This is a genomic window from Pelistega europaea, from assembly GCF_013133775.1.
Taxonomy (GTDB): domain Bacteria; phylum Pseudomonadota; class Gammaproteobacteria; order Burkholderiales; family Burkholderiaceae_B; genus Taylorella; species Taylorella europaea.
Genome location: NZ_JABGBO010000007.1, coordinates 112,182 through 131,244, shown reverse-complemented (window position 1 = coordinate 131,244; position 19,063 = coordinate 112,182). Strand labels below are relative to the sequence as shown.

The window sequence follows — 19,063 nt, the reverse complement described above, 5'->3', positions numbered from 1 at the left end:
GCGTGTGAAGTGAACTGTGTAGTAAAACAGTCAGCAGCACGAACCCACCGAAGTGAGCTAACAGGTAGTATCGTTAGACGCCGTAGGAATCCCCTTGCTTTAGCAAGAGGAGGAGGTCAAGATAATAGAACAAAAGGAGAAGTCGATTACCTAATTGATGATTATCATAACTTATCGGTAGTGCCTATTGAGGTTAAGTCTGGCAGGGACTACTCTATGAACATCGACTATGCGGCAGCAATCCCCTTAGCTACTGTCTTGGTGTCTTGATACTTTGTGTATAAAAACGATTAATGCCAGGAGCGACAAAGTTAGGGCTTGCTCGTCGAGGATTAATGTCTAAACCCCCTCGGCGAGTATAGCGAGCGTATACTTCTAAAGCGGTTGGGGCACATTGCTGCATAATGTCACAGTAAATTTGCTCTACGCATTGCTCATGAAAACCATTGTGATGACGGTATGACACAATATATTGGAGTAATGAAGCATGGTCAATCGCATTGCCCTCATAGCTGATGACAACGGTTCCCCAGTCTGGTTGAGAGGTGACTGGGCAGTTACTTTTGAGTAAATCAGAGGTTAGCACTTCTCTGACATGACGACTGGTGTCTGCTCGTAAGAGGCTCGCTGTTGGTTCATACACATGGCATTCCACATCTAAAGCATCTAGTGATGTCGCATGTAATAAGGCGCTTTCTGTGACGAGACGATGATGAGGTTCGCTGAAAGTTGTCCCTGTGGCAGGGTGAGCTTCTGGTGGTAATAACTTACTATGTGCGGGAGGATAGATAAGCGTATCTGTTTTTAAATCAAATACCGGTGTATGAGCTTCTTCTCTTTCGATTAATACATCTCCTCCTGCCGCACGACTAAGGTCTGTTTTGAGTCGCTGTATTAACGTATTCCACTCAATTTTTTCCTGATTAAAAGAGTTGAGATAAAGTTTAAAAGATTTGGACTCAATGATATGGGTAGAGTCCGCAGGAATCGTAAATTTAAGAATAGCGATTTCTGGCTTACCTTTAGGATTTAACCAAGAAACTTCAAAGGCACGCCAAACATCTTCTCCTACCCATGTTGGGTGGGGTTGAATGCTTAAATGTTGACGACCTACCGAGCGAGGGATAGGGAAGAGTAAACTAGGGTCATAATGTTCAGGGTATTCGCTTGTTTTCCCTAAAGGGGCGTGATTCAGTTCTTGTTCAATAGCCATATAGTTTAAATTGATATTTTAAGTGTGTTGATGCCCTTAAGTTGCTAGGACAGCTAGGACATTTGGTGAAGTGACTACATCATATTTTACCTTGTATATGAACCTAGTTGATATACTCACATCACTTGATGTCCATCTTATTTTGGCCTTTATACCTAAAGTTTTTGAATGGAAATTACCTTTTGGTATTTAGTATCTTTAGAAGGATTATCTGCGGTAGATGAAGTGTCCTTTGCGTCTGCTTGAAGAACAGACGTGTGTTCATCTTCTTGACCGAGTAATGCTTGGTGTGATGTCCCTGTTTTTTCTTCTTCTAGAGGAGAATAGTTGGAGTAATCCTCTGCATCAAATGCTTTATCGCCATTCTCGTCTGCCACACCAGTAGGACGTAAATTCACAAAATCAAAAAGGTTCTTGTCCATGAGGTGAGAGGGGGCAACAGCCGCCAAGGATTTAAAAATATTCCATACTTTTTTGGGGCTTTCTTTTTCCCATGCTCGCAACATATTGCCGACTTCTTTACGCTTAAGGTTTTCTTGAGAGCCACAAAGGTTGCAAGGAATGATAGGGAATTTCTTCAACTCTGCATAGGCAATTAAATCTTTTTCAGGGACATAAGCTAATGGGCGAATAACGGTGTGTTTGCCATCATCACTAACTAATTTCGGAGGCATGGTTTTTAACTTAGCAGCGTAAAATAAATTCAAAAAAAACGTTGCTAGAATATCATCTCGGTGATGCCCCAAAGCAATTTTTGTGCAACCCAACTCATCTGCTACACGATAAAGAATGCCACGACGCAAGCGAGAACACAGCGAACAGGTGGTTTTACCCTCTGGAATTAACCGTTTAACAATAGAATAAGTGTCCTGGTTTTCAATATGAAAAGGTACGCCAATACTGCTTAAATAATTAGGTAATACCTCTTCTGGAAAACCTGGTTGTTTTTGGTCAAGGTTAACAGCCACTAATTCAAACTTGATGGGGGCTCTTTTTTGCAATGTCATTAGTACATCTAAAAGAGCATAGGAGTCTTTACCGCCAGACAGACACACCATGACCTTATCACCGTCCTCAATCATGTTGTAATCTACGATAGCATTGGCTGTTTCTCTAATAATACGTTTGCTCAGTTTGTTATTGTCCTGGCGTAGTTTTTCGATTTGTTCTGGTGTTTTATTTGCTGTCATGGGTGATAGTTAAAGTGATTTATTCAATATTTTTTGTTGTAATAAAGACCAACAAAATAGCACGATGGCATGTTATCTGTAAGGGGTATATTTAACGAGTAGCAACAAATTCAATACCCACGGCATCACAGTCTGCAAAAGCAGCAGGTTTGCTAATGCGGAGTTTGACTTGCTTGACATCGCTAAAGTCGTTGAGAAGTCGCTGTGTAATCATACGCCCTAGTACCTCAACAAGATGAACATGTGCACGCGTGGCTTCTTCAATAATAGCTTCACGGATTTTGCGGTAATCCAGTACAGTACGGATGTCGTTATCATCGGCCTCACGTGTAATATTGACATCTAATTCAGCATCAATATAAATAATCTGTGTGGCACGCAGCTCATGCTCTAAGATGCCGATACGAGCATCTAGGCGTAAACGATTAAAAAAGATTTTTTGTGTCAACATGATGATGGTTTATACAAGGCCAACCTCTCAAGAAAGAACGTGCATGACATCGGGAAAATAAGGTGTCATGCAAACTGATGGCGGCAACATTAAGAATAAGAATAGGCTAAATTTTGACATTCTCCGCCACTGAAAGCAAGTGAATTTATCAATAAATTCGCTACAATAAGAAGTGTTTATAATCACTTTACTCTGTTGCTATGAATCCTACTATTTATGATGCGGTCATTATTGGTGCTGGTCCTGCGGGAGCTTCATGTGCGGTTTGGTTGTCCTTACTAGGATTTAAGCCTGTCATTATTGATCGAGCAAAGATGATAGGAGGGTTGAGCGCGTTGAACCCTTTTCAAGACCCGTGGAATGTGACTGCTCCAGGCCTGACTGGTGAAGAAGCATCATTACAAATGAAAAAAAGCCTAGAGGCAGCTCGTGTTCCTGTTTTGCTAGATCAGGCAGTGACAGATATTCAACGCGTAGAGGATATGAATAGCGATACGCCATTATTTAGCGTTTATTTTGGTGAAAATCATATGCTGGTCGGGCGTAATGTGGTGATTGCTACAGGTGTGCGACATAAGCGCCCTCCTCAAATGCCAGAGGGTAAGTTTTATCCTAATATTTTGTTAGGTCCTGGTAAGCATGTGTATATGCATGACTTTGTGATGAAGCGAGTAGCGGTACTGGGTGGAGGGGATAATGCATTAGAAAATGCTGTGTTTTGTTTAGATAGAGGTGTTCAATCGGTTGACATTTATGCACGCAGTGTTAGGGCGCAGAAAAAATGGTTAGACATTATTAATCCCAAACAGCTACATATTGGAGAGTATACATTCAACCCAGAAGAAATGATGGTAAATGGTCAGCAGTACGATACCATTATGGTTTTTTATGGTTATGAGCCGCAATTAGCTGGTTTTAATCATCTTAATCTCAAGATTAAAGAGACTGGGCATATTTGGACTGATAATGATACTGCACAAACAAGTATTTCAGGAATTTATGCGGTTGGTGAGGTTGCTCATCGTATGCACCCATGCGTAGTCACATCTATGGCAGATGGGGTGGTGGCTGCTAAAGCTATTCAGAAGTCTTTAGAGAGTCTTAAAGATGATAGGCAGTAGCAAGGATTGCTGAGAACACCTGATTTTTATGCTAACCTCTTCATGAGGTAGATGGTATAAGTAGCAACTAGTGTGCATGTAGCTGCTCGCAAATCTGCGGTAAGGCTTTTAGAAAACGAACACTGGGTCTAAATAATATATCGGCAGGGGCGAGGATAATTTGATGAGGGTGAATATTTAACCCTAGCTGTGCAAAAGCCGCTTGTATGGATTGCAGGCGTTGCGTATTGGATTCGCCTGTATGTTGGGCGGCAACAATATAGTCGGGAGCATGCAGGAGCAAGGCTTCAGGAGAAACAATAAAGCTGGGTTGTTTTTGCACTTCAAAGGCACTTCTAACCCCACAGGCCTGAATACCCCGACTAAGAAAAGTATCAGGTCCCACGGTATACATAGGTGAACCATCAAGGTAAACAAAAAATGTTTTGTCGCTTTGCTGGATATAACGTTGTTGAACCTGATTCCATAGTGTCCGCCAAGACTGGATTTTTTGATAAGCATCGTTTTTCTCTTGAAGCTGTGTCTCTGATGACAACTGTGTGACTAGCTGATTTGCATCTTCAAATAAGTCTGACATTGTGGCAGGGTGCATAATCCATAGGTTATAGCCTAACTGCTTTTGCAAAGCCTCTAGCGAGGGAGTAGAGGAAAAGGCAATTACCCAATCTGGTCGGTACAATGCCAAAAGTTCTGCATTGGGGTGAAAAGGGTCTCCTATATTAGGAAGCGACTTAACCGTATTGGGATAATTACTGTTTTGGTCAGCCGCACGTAAGTGAGCTTGTAAACCAAGTTCATAAATGAGTTCAGTGGCGGCTGGTGATAGACTGACAATGCTAGGTGATGTTGCCGGTGCAGAAACCGTTGTAGGTGTTTGGTGAGATGGCGAGAGGGGTGCTTCAGAGATTATCTGGGCATGACCCTGTGTGCCACTCAATAGCCATAATGAACCAATAAGATATCTAATGAAAAGAGAAATACGGCGTAGCATGCTATCATCAAAACAAGGGCGAACATAGCAGTATTCTACTTCGTCGCCCTTGTGATTTCCACCGTCATATGACGATTAGATTGTAGACATGGATGATAACTGTATCTACTTCTTCACGCCTGTGATTTCCACCGTCACACGACGATCAGGTTGTAGACATGCCTTGAGGGCAGCGGTCACCCCTTTGTCTTGGCAGTTGGTGGTTACTGGTTGCGACTCTCCTGCACTGTCTGTCTGCATAGGGGCTGTTACCCCTTGTGCAGACAGATAGGCTTTTACTGTCTCTGCTCGGCGTAACCCCAGAGCATAGTTTGCTTTTTCAGAGCCAATACGATCAGTGTGACCCACAATCTTAATGCTATCTACTCGTGCATACACTGAGCTAAGCTTTTGAGCCAACTGATCTAGCTCAGCCTTTCCTTTGGGAAGCATATGACGAATATCGGAGTGTGCAAAATGAAAGAGTGCATCTGCTGAGAGCTGAATCACCTCAGTTTGTACAGGGGTTTCAGGTGGGCACCAACGATGGACGACATCCATCGCTTGTACATGTCCCCATGCCATAGCCAGCACTGCTCCCATAAGGGCAAACTTGGTACGTGATACAAGATTACGTGGTTGATAGGTCATTGTCTTTTTCATCTTACTCCCCCTGATTATTTCCATGTAAATTTAGCACCGATTGTGCCACGGTAGGCAGAGCGTTTAGTTCCCGTTAAGCTATGTTCATAACGAAAATCGCCGTAGAGATAGGTTTGTTTGCCTAGTGGGAGTTGTCCACCTATGCCGATTTCTCCCCATGTTGTGGCGTATTTCTCTTTGGTTCTATCACGACCAATACGGATATTTTTAGATCCCATAAAGTCATGCCAAACATTAGCCACCACATAGAAAGTGTTGGTGCGATAGTTTTTACCCTCTGCATTGTAGGCAAGACGAACACCTAGGCGTCCACGCAAGCCATCTTGGCTACCTTGCTTAATTTCGCGATAATCATCACGGAATTTGTTAAGTGAAAGGTGTTGGTAAATTAATTGTGCTTGCGGCTCAATTAACCATCCCGCCTCATTAGGTGCATGTTTGGTTAATGCAAAAGGACGACCAACCTCTGCTGAGAGTGCCATACCCCAACCGTGTTGACTTATGCTTTTAGCTGTATCTCTTGCACGGTATTTATTGCGTAACCAAGAGAATTGTCCTACTAGGTCAAGATAACTGCCGTTCGCCGTGTAGTGCGTATGGGTGAGCCCTAAGCTAAAGGCTTCAGAAGAGCCGCTACCTGTGTACTTATCAGAAACAATAAGTCCATTCTCTGCTCGATATTGGTCATAGAAAGAGTGGCTAGCATGACTATAGGCAACATATGCTCCAGTAAGGCTATGACTACCATTGTCATTGCGTTTGAGACGGAAGTCATGACCGAATTGGAAACCATAGATATTGCTACGTGAATCCAAACGCTCTTTGCCGTCTAATTCGATATGCTTACCAAAGAAACGCCCCCAAGTTTGTCCTGTGGCATTCGCACCGCAAGTGCCGCACTCATCCCATGCAAGCGTTTGATTTTCTCCACGACGTTCGTGTAATGTTCCTAATGTAGTGTAGCCTTGCTCTAGGTTGAGTCGAGGCGTATTGACATAAGCAGGAACCGCTTGAGCATAAATGATTGGTCCTGGGGTTGGGCTAGGCGTTGGCTCAGGTGTTGGTCCAGGAGTTGGCTCTGGAGTTGGTCCAGGAGCTGGTTCAGGAGCTGGTTCAGGAGCTGGTTCAGGAGCTGGTTCAGGATTTGGCTCTGGATTTGGCTCTGGATTTGGCTCTGGATTTGGCTCTGGATTTGGCTCTGGATTTGGCTCTGGCGTTGGCTCAGCAGCAGTGGCTGTCCAGTAGTATTCATCCTTGCCGTTTACCTTGCGTTTGGCTAATTGTACTTCACTAATCCCTAAGGTATGTGCAGTACCTGTAAAGGCAATGTCCCCCGATTGTCCCACTTCTACGACAGGGACGGTATTAATGACGGTATTGACTACTTGAGTAACATCACCATCAATAACATTTTCTGTACCATCTGCACCAATAGGGATGACTTTTGTGTTGCCTGTAGCAGTACCTTTGATAATCAGTTTATCAGATGTTGAGTTGCCCCCATTGGCATCTCCAGGAGCATTCCAGAGGGTGTTCATCGTCAGCTTGGCATCACCAAGAGCGGCGTAGTTGCCAGTGATGGTGAGAGTGTCGTTATATTTGCCGTGACCTGTATTATCCAATGTGATAACCGAATTATCATTCATTACAAAAACAGCACTCGCATCTGGATTGTTGCTGGTCAGTTTGAAATCCGCACCACCATTGGCAATGCTGGCATCAAGTACTGCGTTGTTTTTGAGGGTGAGGCTAGCAAATTGAGATTCTGTGATGGTCGTTGAACCGTCATCATTCCCTAACTTCCATTTGGCATTATCTACTGTAACAGCAGTCTTATACACAGTAGCATCTGACCCTGTTACAGGTTGAGCAATGGCTCCTGTCATGATGCTGTTACTGGCACCATTTCCTGTGAAATTAAGGGTTGTATCACTCTTTTCACCTACCTTGAGTAAATAATTAGTTGCTGCTGCTGTTAAGCCAGAAGTGGCATCACTCGTGAAAAGTAATTGAGCATCTGCTTGATTATCCGCAACTTCAATTAAAGGGTCAGAGTTTGTAGGAGCTTCAAAATGAGCATTATTAATAGTGGATTTAATGGTCTTGGTAGAGTCTTGGTAGCCGTAATATTCTTCATGGCCTACATGTATTGCTCGATTTTTACTCTTGACGGTAAAAGAGCTGGCTTGCGAAGCATCCAGTTCTGATTCACCATAAACGAGTGAAATTGCTGTTCCGCTTGCATCAGTCGTGTTTAGAGTAACCTTTCCACTTTCTTGGATAATGATTTTACCTGCGCCCCAACCGTCTCGGCCCGCCCTAAAAGGACCATTATCTTCTCTCTTACCAATTTTAAATGCTGTATTTGTACCAGTACCATGTAGTGTAATATCCACATCGTTTAGGACAACGGTAGGCATAAAAATACCATCGCTCTCTTCTCCCCATTTACCGCTTACATAGACTCCTGTACCGTAGCTTGCAGTAATATCCGCGGTGTATTTTCCATCAATTTGGACATAGGCTTGAGGACCTCTGCCAGTAGCCCTCCAACCATCTCCATCATTATTCTGGATGGCACGAATGCCAGTGGTGGGGTCTATATCAGTTGGCACCCTTTGTGCCTTAAAATCGTAATTTCCTGCAATATGAATATAGTTACGATAGGGGGTTCCGTCGGCTTCGTTGCCATAATCCATGGTACTGTTTGTACCTGCACCTGTACCAGCAAACAAACCATAAATATCTCCATTTGATTCAATATTGGCGATATCTAGTTTGAAATTTTTAAAATAAACACGCCCACGACCAGCTGCACCAATTCCCTGATAGTCAGCAGCAGGGTTTAGTGCAGGTTTAAAACCGTAGTTGATATACAACTCTGCAGTACCTCCTGTGAGGGTAGTGCGGCGAGGGACAAGGTCGTTTGTATCGTAATAACCATTTGCAAGAAAGGCGGTTGAACTTGTTGTTTGAATGTCGCGTCTTGCTTCTTCAGAACCTATTTTAATGAAATCTGTACCGAGATAATAGTTTGTGTCATATGGAATTCCTGCTCCAGATCTTGGTGCGTTGAAGACAATCCCCCTGGAATCCATGTCTTCAGGAGCGGCAGAAATCGTTACTTTTTTATAGGGACCAACAGCTGGGTCATGGGCATCACTACCTGGATAAAGAGAAGTAAGTTCATCCTGTGTGCCATCAGATATTGTTGCCCCCCAACTCAACGATCCTACGCTGAGTAACCCAAGTGCAAGGAGCATATTTCTTGTGAGTGTGGAAAGGGTTAATAATGCGCCTCGGTTTGTTTGGCTTACGGTTGAAGCACGATGATGTTTTGTGTGATTACTGCTGATTTCCGAGCAGGCTACCCACGCTTGTTTAGCCTCACTCCATTTGGTTTTATAGATTTTATTCATTTTCAATCCCCATAGTTTTACGATGAACAAAATGACACACGGAATGAATAGCAACTAATTGTTACCTATGGTTTCTTATTAACTTCAATATAAAATCATAGTGTTACGTGTGTTTCAATACTTGACTGTAAGGGAATGAGGTGATAAACCCAAGGAAAAATTTGTGTTTTTTTTTTTTTGATTTTCTAGATGTAAAAAATGTATCTTTAAAAATAAATTATTTTAATATTGAAATAATTGAAACGTAATAAAATAGACGTTTAGAGATAATTTTTGTTAAAAAGAAAAGTGTAAAACAAAAACGATTGTTTTATTTTTAACAAAAATGTCACATGTAGTGTTTTTGCAACCACTAGGGGCTAGACTATGGAGGAGGTATTTTGAGATGGGCTGAATTAGGGGGCATGAATCTCTTCATGCTGGTCCCCTGTTGAGAGGGCTTGTAAAGATTATCTTATATATTACTAAGAGTCGTCTTGTCAGCCTTATGGTATGTCTACTTCAACTGATTAGTTTTGATAAGACAAATTCAAGAAGAAGTTGGTGCCTTGACCGTTGTAGCCATAGGCTGGAGAGTACTTTTTGTTAAATACATTATTCACACTCGCTTGGATATGGAAGTTTTTGCTTGCGGCATAATCCGCACGCAAGTTGACTAGACCATAGCCGCCGAGACGTTTAGCTTTGGTATTTGCAGCATCATCATAACGATGTCCAACAAAAAGATAATCTGCTCCAAGACTTAAACGCTCAAAGTCGTGTTGAATACTAGCACGATAGACTTGTTTAGCACGGCGAGGAAGTGTGTTTCCATAATTCACCCCATCTGATTTATCTTTAGGATTTAAGAAGTCAGCACCTGCCGTAATAGTTGTATTACCAAAACGGTGGCTAGCTTCGAGAGTGACACCACGAATTGTGGCTTTGTTCACATTTTCTGCTGTGCAGTTGAAGAACTCATCGCAGACATAGCCATCGATTAAATCTTTGTAGCGAGTTTGGAATGCTGTTACGCTAAGATTGGTGTCTGTGGTGTGATAGCGTAAGCTAACTTCCATGCTACGTGATTTTTCAGGACGCAAGTTTGGATTGCCTTGGTATCCAAAGCTAAGAGGGGTGTACATATCAAGGAAAGTAGGGACGCGAAATCCTGTATTAAAGCCAGCCCCAATTTCTAAGCTCGGGGTAATATCAAAAGCATAATTGATTCCCCCTGTAGTATGCCCATCAATGCCAGAGACTTTGTCACGACGCAAGTTGGCTTGTACATGATGGCGCCCAAAATTTCCTTTGTAAAGGGCAGCTACTGCATTGGTGTGACGGGATTTTTTGTCTACTCCACTGGAAGAGTCAAGGAAATCATGTGTATGTTCATAGACTAAAGAAATTGTTTGTCCTTCAGCAACTGTAAAGTCATTCTGCCATGTATACTGACGTGAATTGGTACGAGTTTTGTATTCGTTAGCTGTATATGGACCATAAGCAGAAATAGAGGTATAGGGTGGAGTGTAGTAGCTGTTTTTCATAAACCCAAAGCGAAGAGTGCTTGTCCACCAGTCTGTAACTTGGTTGGTCGAGGTAATGGCATAGGCTTGTTGCTGATAGGTATTATATAAACCACTAGGATATTCGTTGCCATCATAATCACCTTTGTTATAGGTATTAAGGAAAGTTATTCCAATATGCTGACCCTCTGCCCAACGATAACCTAAAGAGCCAATAATATTAGCTTGTTCATAGCCATCTTTATCTTTGTTGTAAGAATAAATATTATCTTTATTTGTGGCATTAAATCCATCGCTATTGGCATAGCTACCTGCTAGGAAGTAATCAACATTTTCTGTGGCTCCAGAGATACTGGCATTGGTACGGAAAGTGCCATGCGAACCGCCGCCTAGGTTAGCAGTAAATTTCATGTCACGAGGCCCTTCCTGTGTTGGTGTGGTCACAAGGTTAATCACACCACCCATAGCACTAGAGCCATAAAGTCCACTTGCTGAACCACGCACAATTTCAATATGGTCAAAAATAGCAGGGTTCAGAGTACTCCATGTGGTACTGCCATCAAGGGGGTTGTTAATCCGTAGCCCGTTTACCATTACACGGGTCTGTGTTGGAGAGGCTCCACGCACAAACACACCAGATACAGTCTGTGGGCCGCCATTATCATATACCTGCAATCCTGGTGTACGAGCAAATAAATTAATTAAAGAAGGACTGGTTTCTCGTTGTAGTTGTTCGTTGCTAATCACGCTCACATCACCGACAACATTAGACAAAGGCTCTGCTACACGAGAGGCTGTCACGACAATCGGATCAAGGGTGGTGACATTAGATAAGGTGTTGTCTTGTGCTGAAGCACAGAAAGGTAATAATGCCGCACTAAGGGCAAGATATAAAGGAGATAATTTCATTTAGTTTAAACTTCAAAAAATTGTGCGACCCCGCACAATGTTGATGGGAGGTGTTTACAAAGTTCGATGTTCGATTTCATTAAAAAGAACAAGGGTATCAAGGAAACATTGCAAACAGACAATTTGCCTTAGGCTGAGATCGGGCTTACTATGAAGTAGCGTACCGTTGCGGGGGCAGCACAGTTTGGTAAAGAAACTTTAGACAAGATAGTTATATTTACATAACAAGACTTTCTAAAAAAACACCTGTAAGAAGATGTGTTTACCGCTGTTTCCCATTTACTCTTGCCCCATTATTACGCAATAATGTCAAGAGCACCTCGGCAAAGCAAGGTCATTCTACATGAAAGTTTCCGCCTTCCAAAGAATAGATGTAAAAGCCATGCTTTTTTCATGACAATCCAAGGAAAAAATGTTGCTTAAATGCTAAAATCCGGAGTTTAATAGAATGGGTACCAAAACGCACTGTATGTGTTTTTCCCATTGGCTCAGTGATGTTAGATTTGTATTAACCCTTTTGTCTTGGTTTATGCAGATATTGCTATTAGTGATGCTTTAAGTTATAGAACCTCACAGGAAACTCAATGAATTACCCCAAACTACCTTATCCCATTGAAACTTACACTCATGGTGCAGAATTTGCCCGTCGCCTCAATCAAGGTAAAATTCTTATTCTTGATGGGGCTATGGGGACGATGATTCAGCGATATAAACTCACTGAAGAAGATTTTCGTGGCGAGCGATTCAAAGAACATCATCAAGATGTCAAAGGGGATAATGAGTTATTAAGCCTAACACGCCCAGATGTGATTTTAGATATCCATCGTCAGTATCTGGCAGCAGGGGCGGATGTGATTGAGACGAATACCTTTGGTGCGACCTCTGTTGCACAGAGCGACTATGAGTTGCCTGAGTTAGCTTATGAGCTTAACCTTGCCTCAGCAAAACTTGCCCGTCAAGCCTGTGAAGAATACAGCACGCCGGACCATCCTCGTTTTGTTGCGGGTGCGCTGGGGCCGCAACCCAAGACAGCGTCTATTTCTCCTGATGTGAATGATCCAGGGGCACGAAATATTACCTTTGATGAATTGGTTGCCACCTATACAGAACAACTCAACGGCTTATTGGATGGTGGGGTTGATATTATTCTAATAGAGACTATCTTCGATACGCTGAATGCCAAGGCGGCTATTTTTGCGGTAGAGACGGTTTTTGAGGAGCGAGGTATTCGCCTTCCTGTGATGATTTCTGGGACGGTGACCGATGCCTCTGGTCGTATTTTATCAGGACAAACTGTTGAGGCTTTTTGGAACTCAATTCGTCATGCTCGTCCTATCACTATTGGTCTGAATTGCGCATTAGGTGCTGCATTGATGCGTCCTTATATTGCAGAGCTGTCAAAAATCTGTGATACCTTTTTGTGTGTCTATCCTAATGCTGGTCTACCCAATCCGATGAGTGATACTGGGTTTGATGAGTTGCCTGCGGATACGGCAGGGTTGCTACAAGAATTTGCTCAAGCAGGCTTTGTCAACATGGTGGGTGGCTGTTGTGGAACAACACCAGAGCATATTAAGGCGATTCGTGAGGCAGTAGAAATGCTCCCTGCTCGTCAAGTGCCAGAAGTGCCTATTAAAACACGTTTATCAGGATTGGAACCCTTAAACATTGATGATGATTCTTTGTTTATCAATGTAGGTGAGCGTACCAATGTGACAGGTTCTAAGATGTTCCTGCGTCTTATTAAAGAAGAGAAATTTGATGAAGCATTGGCGGTGGCTCGTCAGCAGGTAGAGAATGGTGCCCAGATTATCGACGTTAATATGGATGAGGCAATGCTAGATGCCAAGACTTGTATGCGTCGCTTTCTTAACTTAATTGCTTCTGAGCCAGATATTTCACGAGTGCCTATTATGATTGACTCCTCTAAATGGGAGGTCATTGAAGAGGGTTTAAAGTGTGTTCAAGGTAAGGCTGTAGTGAACTCGATTTCCATGAAAGAAGGGGTAGAGCCATTTCTTGAACATGCTCGCCTTTGTCGTAAATACGGTGCTGCCGTAGTGGTGATGGCATTTGATGAACAAGGTCAAGCAGACAATTTAGAGCGTCGCAAGGAAATCTGCGGTAAGGCTTACCATTTGCTGGTAGATGAATTAAATTTTCCTCCTGAAGATATTATTTTTGACCCCAATGTTTTTGCTGTGGCAACAGGTATTGAAGACCATGATAATTATGCGTTGGACTTTATCCAAGGGGTGAAGTGGATTCATGAAAACCTCCCTTATGCACGAATGTCTGGCGGTATTTCTAATGTGAGTTTCTCTTTCCGTGGCAATGAGGCGATGCGAGAAGCGATTCATACTGTCTTCTTATACTATGCGATTAAAGAAGGCCTCACCATGGGTATCGTTAATGCTGGTATGCTTGGCGTATATGCTGACCTTGAGCCGAAAACGCGTGACCTAGTAGAAGATGTTATTCTGAATCGTAAAGAGCCTGTAGGCAAAACAGATTCTAGTGATGAGCGGACTTCTACTGAACGTTTGGTGGAATATGCGGAACAAATCAAAGGGTCGGGGCAGAAAAAAGAAGAAAATTTAGCTTGGCGTGAGTTGTCGGTAGAGGAGCGACTTGTACATGGCCTAGTCAATGGTATTACGCAATTTATTGTGGAAGATACCGAAGAAGTACGCCAAAAAATTGCAGCCAGAGGAGGGCGTCCTATTGAGGTGATTGAGGGACCTCTAATGGATGGCATGAATGTCGTTGGTGACTTGTTTGGAGAGGGTAAAATGTTCCTCCCTCAAGTCGTAAAATCAGCACGAGTGATGAAGCAGGCCGTTGCGCATTTGGTTCCTTTTATTGAAGAAGAAAAACGTCAAATCGAAGCCGCAGGTGGTGATGTTAAAGCCAAGGGGAAAATTGTGATTGCTACGGTTAAGGGTGATGTTCACGATATTGGAAAAAATATCGTTGCCGTGGTATTGCAGTGTAATAACTTTGAGGTTGAGAATATGGGGGTGATGGTACCTTGTGCAGATATTCTTGCCAAAGCCAAGGAAGTCAATGCGGATATTATTGGTTTGTCTGGTCTTATTACGCCAAGTTTAGAAGAAATGGCTTATGTCGCTTCGGAAATGCAACGCGACCCTTATTTCCGTGAGCGTAAAATTCCATTGATGATTGGAGGGGCGACAACGAGTAAAGTGCATACGGCTGTTAAAATTGCCCCCAATTATGAGGGGCCTGTCATTTATGTTCCTGATGCTAGCCGCTCGGTGGGTATATGTACACATTTGGTTTCTGATAATAAAGAGCAATTTATCAAAGAATTGGCTCAGGAATATGAGTTGGTCCGTCAACGTCATGCGAATCGACGAGCTAATCCTGTTATTCCTTTAGAAGAAGCACGTGCGAATAAGGCACCATTGGATTGGTCTAACTATGCGCCTCCCAAGCCCAAGTTTATCGGTCGTCGAGTATTTAAGGATTATGACTTGCGAGAAATTGAGAAGTTCTTTGATTGGTCTCCTTTCTTTATGTCATGGGGTTTGGCTGGTAGTTTTCCTAAGATTTTAGATGATGAGGTTGTAGGGGAACAAGCACGCAAAATTTATAAAGACGGTCAGGCAATGCTACGCAAAATAATTGATGGGCGTTGGTTGACGGCTAGTGGTGTTGTGGCTTTTTATCCAGCTAACTCTGTGAATGGCGAGGATATCGAAATTTATACGGATGAAAGCCGTACGGAAACCCTTTTCACATGGCATTTATTACGCCAGCAGAATAAGAAACGTGAAGGTGTGTATAACAAGTGTTTGGCAGATTATATAGCGCCAAAGTCATCTGGTATCAAAGATTATATTGGTATGTTTGCTGTCACAGGTGGATTGGGGATAGAAATTCACGAGGAACGCTTTGAAAAAGATATGGATGATTACTCAACCATTATGATTAAGGCTTTGGCGGATCGTTTGGCTGAGGGGTTTGCCGAGTGTTTGCATCATCGGGTACGTACAGACTTATGGGGCTATGTTCCTGATGAACAGTTAAGTAGTGAAGAGATTATCGCTGAGAAGTATCAGGGTATTCGTCCCGCACCAGGCTATCCATCTTGTCCAGATCATACTATCATGGCAGATATGTTTAAAGTGATGCATCCAGAAGAAATTGGTATGCAGTTAACAGAAAGTTTTGCTATGTATCCTGCTTCTAGTGTCTCTGGTTTTTATTTAAGCCATCCAGAGGCAGATTATTTTGCGATTGGTAACATTGGAGATGATCAGTTTGATGACTATTGCCAACGTTCAGGTCTTGATAAAGCAACGGCGAAGAAGAAACTTCATACGGTATTGGAGTAGCCTCTGATACTATACGGGGATTCATAAGAGGCATGCTTTTGGACGTCTTGTCACTAGTCATAAGGCTAATGGATAAAACAGGTTATGAATAAACTGAGTTCTCGGCGTAAACAATTATTAGGAGAGTTTGTGCGTAGTGCACGCTCTCGCGTTACCCCACAGATGGCGGGCATTAGTGCTGGTTTGCGTCGTCGAACCCCCGGCTTGCGTCGGGAAGAAGTGGCTCTGCTGTGTGATATTAGTGTGACATGGTATACCTGGATAGAGCAGGGGCGAGATGTATCGGTATCAGCCCATGTGTGGTCTACATTGGCCGATGTTTTGCATCTCAATCCGGCTGAACGGGCTTATTTATTTGAGTTGGCAGATGTGGTAGATCCTGATAGTACTAAAGCACAGTATGGTAGTTTGCCAGTCAACTTACAGACCTGCGTCGAAGATATTAAGGGTCCTGCTTATATTCTAGATAAGTGCTGGAATATTTTGCATTTTAATGCTGCCATGGATGAGTTATTTAATCATTGGATATCTACTACCTCATCACCAAACTTATTGCGTTTTATTTTTGAAGAGCCACAAGCAAAAAATATCGTGTTAAATTGGGATAACCGAGCAATGCGTGCTGTAGCTGAATTTCGTGCTGATGTTGCAGCGAGTATTGAGCAAGCTGATATTGCTCTTTTTATTGATACTCTAAGTCACAATAGTGCGCCATTTAAACATTGGTGGGATAGGCAGACAGTACTTGCACGAGAGGGTGGGCTAAGAGAGTTTCAACACCCTAGTTTAGGTTACCGCGAGTATGAGCAAGTCACATTTAGATTGGCGACGCATTTGGACTATAAACTGGTAATGTTACTGCCCAAGGTAGGATAAATTGGCTCATTACAATAGATGGTTACTTGTTGATAGTTTGACAATCTCTCAGCATCGGCGAGTGATATGATGAAAGGGAAAAAATAATGAAATATGTCCAATGGCTTGTTATATCGTTGTTAAGTGTTTGTTTGCTAGGATGTGCTACTTCATATCCGGTGGGCAAGCAAGGTGGCAGCGATGCTTTACGTGCTGGAATAGGGGCTTTATCCCAAGATGCCGCAGAGGATAATGCTGGGGCTGGGATTGGTGCTGTGGCAGAAACGATTGTTCCACATGACTGGAGTCCATTAATAGAGGCTATCCGACAAGCTGATAAGAGTGGGGGGGTAATGTCGAAATCCATGCCAGACAACACACTAATGGTGGCGCTGCCAGATACATTGGTATTTGGAGCTCAAACAAATAATGAGCAGCTTAGTGATGCCTGTTATCCGGTGCTGGATGTGTTGACAGAGGCATTAAAGCAAAATGCTACTTTGCGAATCAAGGTGGTGGGGCATATGGATAATTCTGGAGATGCTATTGGTGGACAGTCTATTTCATTAAATAGAGCAGATGCGGTTGAAGAATATATTACTACCCATGGGGTAGCCACATCTCGACTAACTTCAGAGGGTAGGGGAGTGAATGATCCTATCGCCACTAATGACACCGAACAAGGTCAAGAAAAAAATAGAAGAATAGAGGTGTTTGTATATGCTGCTCAATAACAATTTCATGCTATCATAAGCGAAAATAATCAATAGCACACAAAGGCGGAGACTCCCTATAGGGGGTGTTCGCCTTTTTGCGTTATGAAACGCAGGGACTTTTTAGTGTTTGGCATAGAAATCTTTGCGTATTGAGTGTATCAATAATGGAGTTTTCCACTTAATTTTGAAAATGGTGATGTTATATGGATAAGGTAGAAAAAACGTCATTTTGGGGACCGGGTAAATTCCCATTGGGTCTAATCATCGGCTTTTTAGTGCTAATTGGCATTTTATTGTTGCCTACCCCAGAGGGTTTGCCAGTTGCCGGCCATAGAATCCTTGCGGTACTTGTTTTTGCGGTAGTGGTATGGGTATCCGAAGCGGTTTCTTATGAAGCAAGCTCTATTATGATTATCGGTTTAATTGTATTTCTTGTGGGTTCGTCCCCTAGTCTGACTAATCCCGATAAGCTGTGGGGTACGTCTGCCTCGATGAACTTGGCATTGACTGGTTTTGGTAATTCAGGCTTAGCCCTTGTCGCTGCGGCTTTGTTCTTGGCTGCCTGCATGACATATACTGGATTGGATAAACGTATTGCATTAAGCACCATGAATTTGGTGGGTACAACAACGCGCGCTATTTTTATGGGTACAGTATTGGTGACTATTGTGCTTAGCTTTGTTGTGCCGAGTGCGACAGCGCGTGGTGCGGCTATGCTACCTATTGTGCTAGGGATTATTGCTGCTTATGGAGTAGATAAACGTTCTAATCTTGCCGCTGGTTTAATGATTGTGGTGGCTGAGGGCATCAGTATTTGGAATGTGGGCATTCAAACTGCTGCTGCACAAAACTTGCTTACTGTGGGCTTTATGGAAAAAATGCTCGGTGAGCGAGTGGCTTGGGTTGATTGGTTAATTGCTGCTTTACCTTGGTCTGTAGTAATGTCTATAGTACTTGTAGTAGTGGTGATGAAATTCTTACCCCCAGAAATGAGTGCATTACAAGGGGGTAAGGAGACTGTGCGTAAGCAAATTGCTGAGCTTGGTCCTATGACTTCAGCACAAAAACGCTTGTTGCTGGTAACTCTGGGCTTAATTGCTTTCTGGGCGACAGAGGGGAAATTGCATACCTACAATACGACAGCGACAACAACAGTAGCTTTGGCTATTTTATTAACCCCTAAAATTGGTGTGATTGGCTGGAAAGATATTCAATCACGAGTACCTTGGGGAACAGTTATTGTATTCGGGGTGGGTATTAGTCTGGGGACTGCCATTTTGCAAACACAAGCGGGTGCTTGGTTGGGGCATCAAATTATTGAGAAAACCCATATTGATTCATTTGGTCCTGTCGTGATTTTTGCAATTTTGGCGGCGTTCCTTATTGTGATTCACCTCGGTTTCGCAAGTGCGACAGCCTTGTCATCCTCAATGATTCCTATCATGATTTCTCTATTACAAAGTTTGCCTGGCGAGATTAATCGTCTTGGTATGACTATGGTACTAGGTTTTGTTGTGAGCTATGGTTTTATTCTGCCTGTTAATGCACCACAGAACATGGTATGCCTGGGTACAGAGACTTTCGATGCCAAACAGTTTGCTCGTGTGGGTATTGTGGTGACATTGATTGGTTATGTTCTCATGTTATTATTGGCATCAACTTATTGGCAATGGATTGGTGTCCTTTAACT

Annotated in this window: 13 protein-coding genes; 6 read left to right on the top strand and 7 right to left on the bottom strand. The window is 42.9% G+C overall.

Going from position 1 to position 19,063, the window contains the following annotated elements:
• The first annotated feature begins 9 nt into the window (after window positions 1-9).
• Window positions 10-270, top strand: a complete 261-nt coding sequence (locus tag HKX40_RS07660) for a hypothetical protein (protein WP_171588874.1) — start codon at window positions 10-12, stop codon at window positions 268-270.
• Here the strand turns inward: HKX40_RS07660 and HKX40_RS10900 are convergent.
• The 3 genes from HKX40_RS10900 to folB all read right to left on the bottom strand — a co-directional run bounded on the left by HKX40_RS10900 (window position 251) and on the right by folB (window position 2,854).
• On the bottom strand, window positions 251-1,213 hold the full coding sequence (locus HKX40_RS10900; protein WP_171588989.1) for an NADPH-dependent 7-cyano-7-deazaguanine reductase: 963 nt from the start codon (window positions 1,211-1,213) through the stop codon (window positions 251-253). The two genes, HKX40_RS07660 and HKX40_RS10900, sit on opposite strands and share 20 nt — an antisense overlap.
• Before the next feature lie 155 nt (window positions 1,214-1,368).
• Window positions 1,369-2,403 carry a tRNA 2-thiocytidine(32) synthetase TtcA gene (gene ttcA / locus HKX40_RS07650; protein WP_171588988.1) on the bottom strand — a complete coding sequence of 345 codons (1,035 nt, stop codon included), beginning with the start codon at window positions 2,401-2,403 and terminating at the stop codon, window positions 1,369-1,371.
• Between the two features lie 91 nt (window positions 2,404-2,494).
• Complete coding sequence (gene folB / locus HKX40_RS07645) at window positions 2,495-2,854, bottom strand: dihydroneopterin aldolase (protein WP_171588987.1); 360 nt, start codon at window positions 2,852-2,854, stop codon at window positions 2,495-2,497.
• A 200-nt stretch (window positions 2,855-3,054) separates the two neighbouring features.
• On the opposite strand from folB, the gene HKX40_RS07640 reads away from it, so the two are divergent.
• A complete protein-coding gene (locus HKX40_RS07640) occupies window positions 3,055-3,975 on the top strand; it encodes an NAD(P)/FAD-dependent oxidoreductase (protein ID WP_171588986.1) in 921 nt (306 codons plus the stop codon).
• Between the two features lie 67 nt (window positions 3,976-4,042).
• On the opposite strand, the gene HKX40_RS07635 is transcribed toward HKX40_RS07640, so the two are convergent.
• The 4 genes from HKX40_RS07635 to HKX40_RS07620 form a co-directional block, all read right to left on the bottom strand.
• Window positions 4,043-4,966, bottom strand: coding sequence for an ABC transporter substrate-binding protein (locus tag HKX40_RS07635; RefSeq protein WP_171588985.1), 924 nt, complete (start codon window positions 4,964-4,966; stop codon window positions 4,043-4,045).
• 105 nt (window positions 4,967-5,071) lie between these two features.
• Window positions 5,072-5,608: an OmpA family protein gene (locus HKX40_RS07630; RefSeq protein WP_216605199.1), complete on the bottom strand. Its 537-nt coding sequence runs from the start codon at window positions 5,606-5,608 to the stop codon at window positions 5,072-5,074.
• 14 nt (window positions 5,609-5,622) lie between these two features.
• Entirely contained in the window at window positions 5,623-9,027 is a 3,405-nt protein-coding gene (locus HKX40_RS07625) for an autotransporter outer membrane beta-barrel domain-containing protein (protein ID WP_171588984.1), read from the bottom strand.
• Between the two features lie 509 nt (window positions 9,028-9,536).
• Complete coding sequence (locus HKX40_RS07620; protein ID WP_171588983.1) at window positions 9,537-11,441, bottom strand: TonB-dependent receptor domain-containing protein; 1,905 nt, start codon at window positions 11,439-11,441, stop codon at window positions 9,537-9,539.
• Window positions 11,442-12,025: 584 nt separating this feature from the next.
• On the opposite strand from HKX40_RS07620, the gene metH reads away from it, so the two are divergent.
• The 4 genes from metH to HKX40_RS07600 all read left to right on the top strand — a co-directional run bounded on the left by metH (window position 12,026) and on the right by HKX40_RS07600 (window position 19,061).
• The gene (metH, locus tag HKX40_RS07615) at window positions 12,026-15,802 is read left to right on the top strand and encodes a methionine synthase (RefSeq protein WP_171588982.1); all 3,777 of its coding nucleotides are present in this window, start codon (window positions 12,026-12,028) and stop codon (window positions 15,800-15,802) included.
• An 84-nt stretch (window positions 15,803-15,886) separates the two neighbouring features.
• Window positions 15,887-16,678 (top strand): helix-turn-helix transcriptional regulator, encoded by a 792-nt coding sequence (locus HKX40_RS07610; protein ID WP_171588981.1) that lies wholly within the window; start codon window positions 15,887-15,889, stop codon window positions 16,676-16,678.
• An 86-nt stretch (window positions 16,679-16,764) separates the two neighbouring features.
• Window positions 16,765-17,391, top strand: a complete 627-nt coding sequence (locus HKX40_RS07605) for an OmpA family protein (protein WP_171588980.1) — start codon at window positions 16,765-16,767, stop codon at window positions 17,389-17,391.
• 185 nt (window positions 17,392-17,576) lie between these two features.
• Complete coding sequence (locus HKX40_RS07600; protein ID WP_171588979.1) at window positions 17,577-19,061, top strand: DASS family sodium-coupled anion symporter; 1,485 nt, start codon at window positions 17,577-17,579, stop codon at window positions 19,059-19,061.
• The last annotated feature ends 2 nt before the right edge of the window (window positions 19,062-19,063 follow it).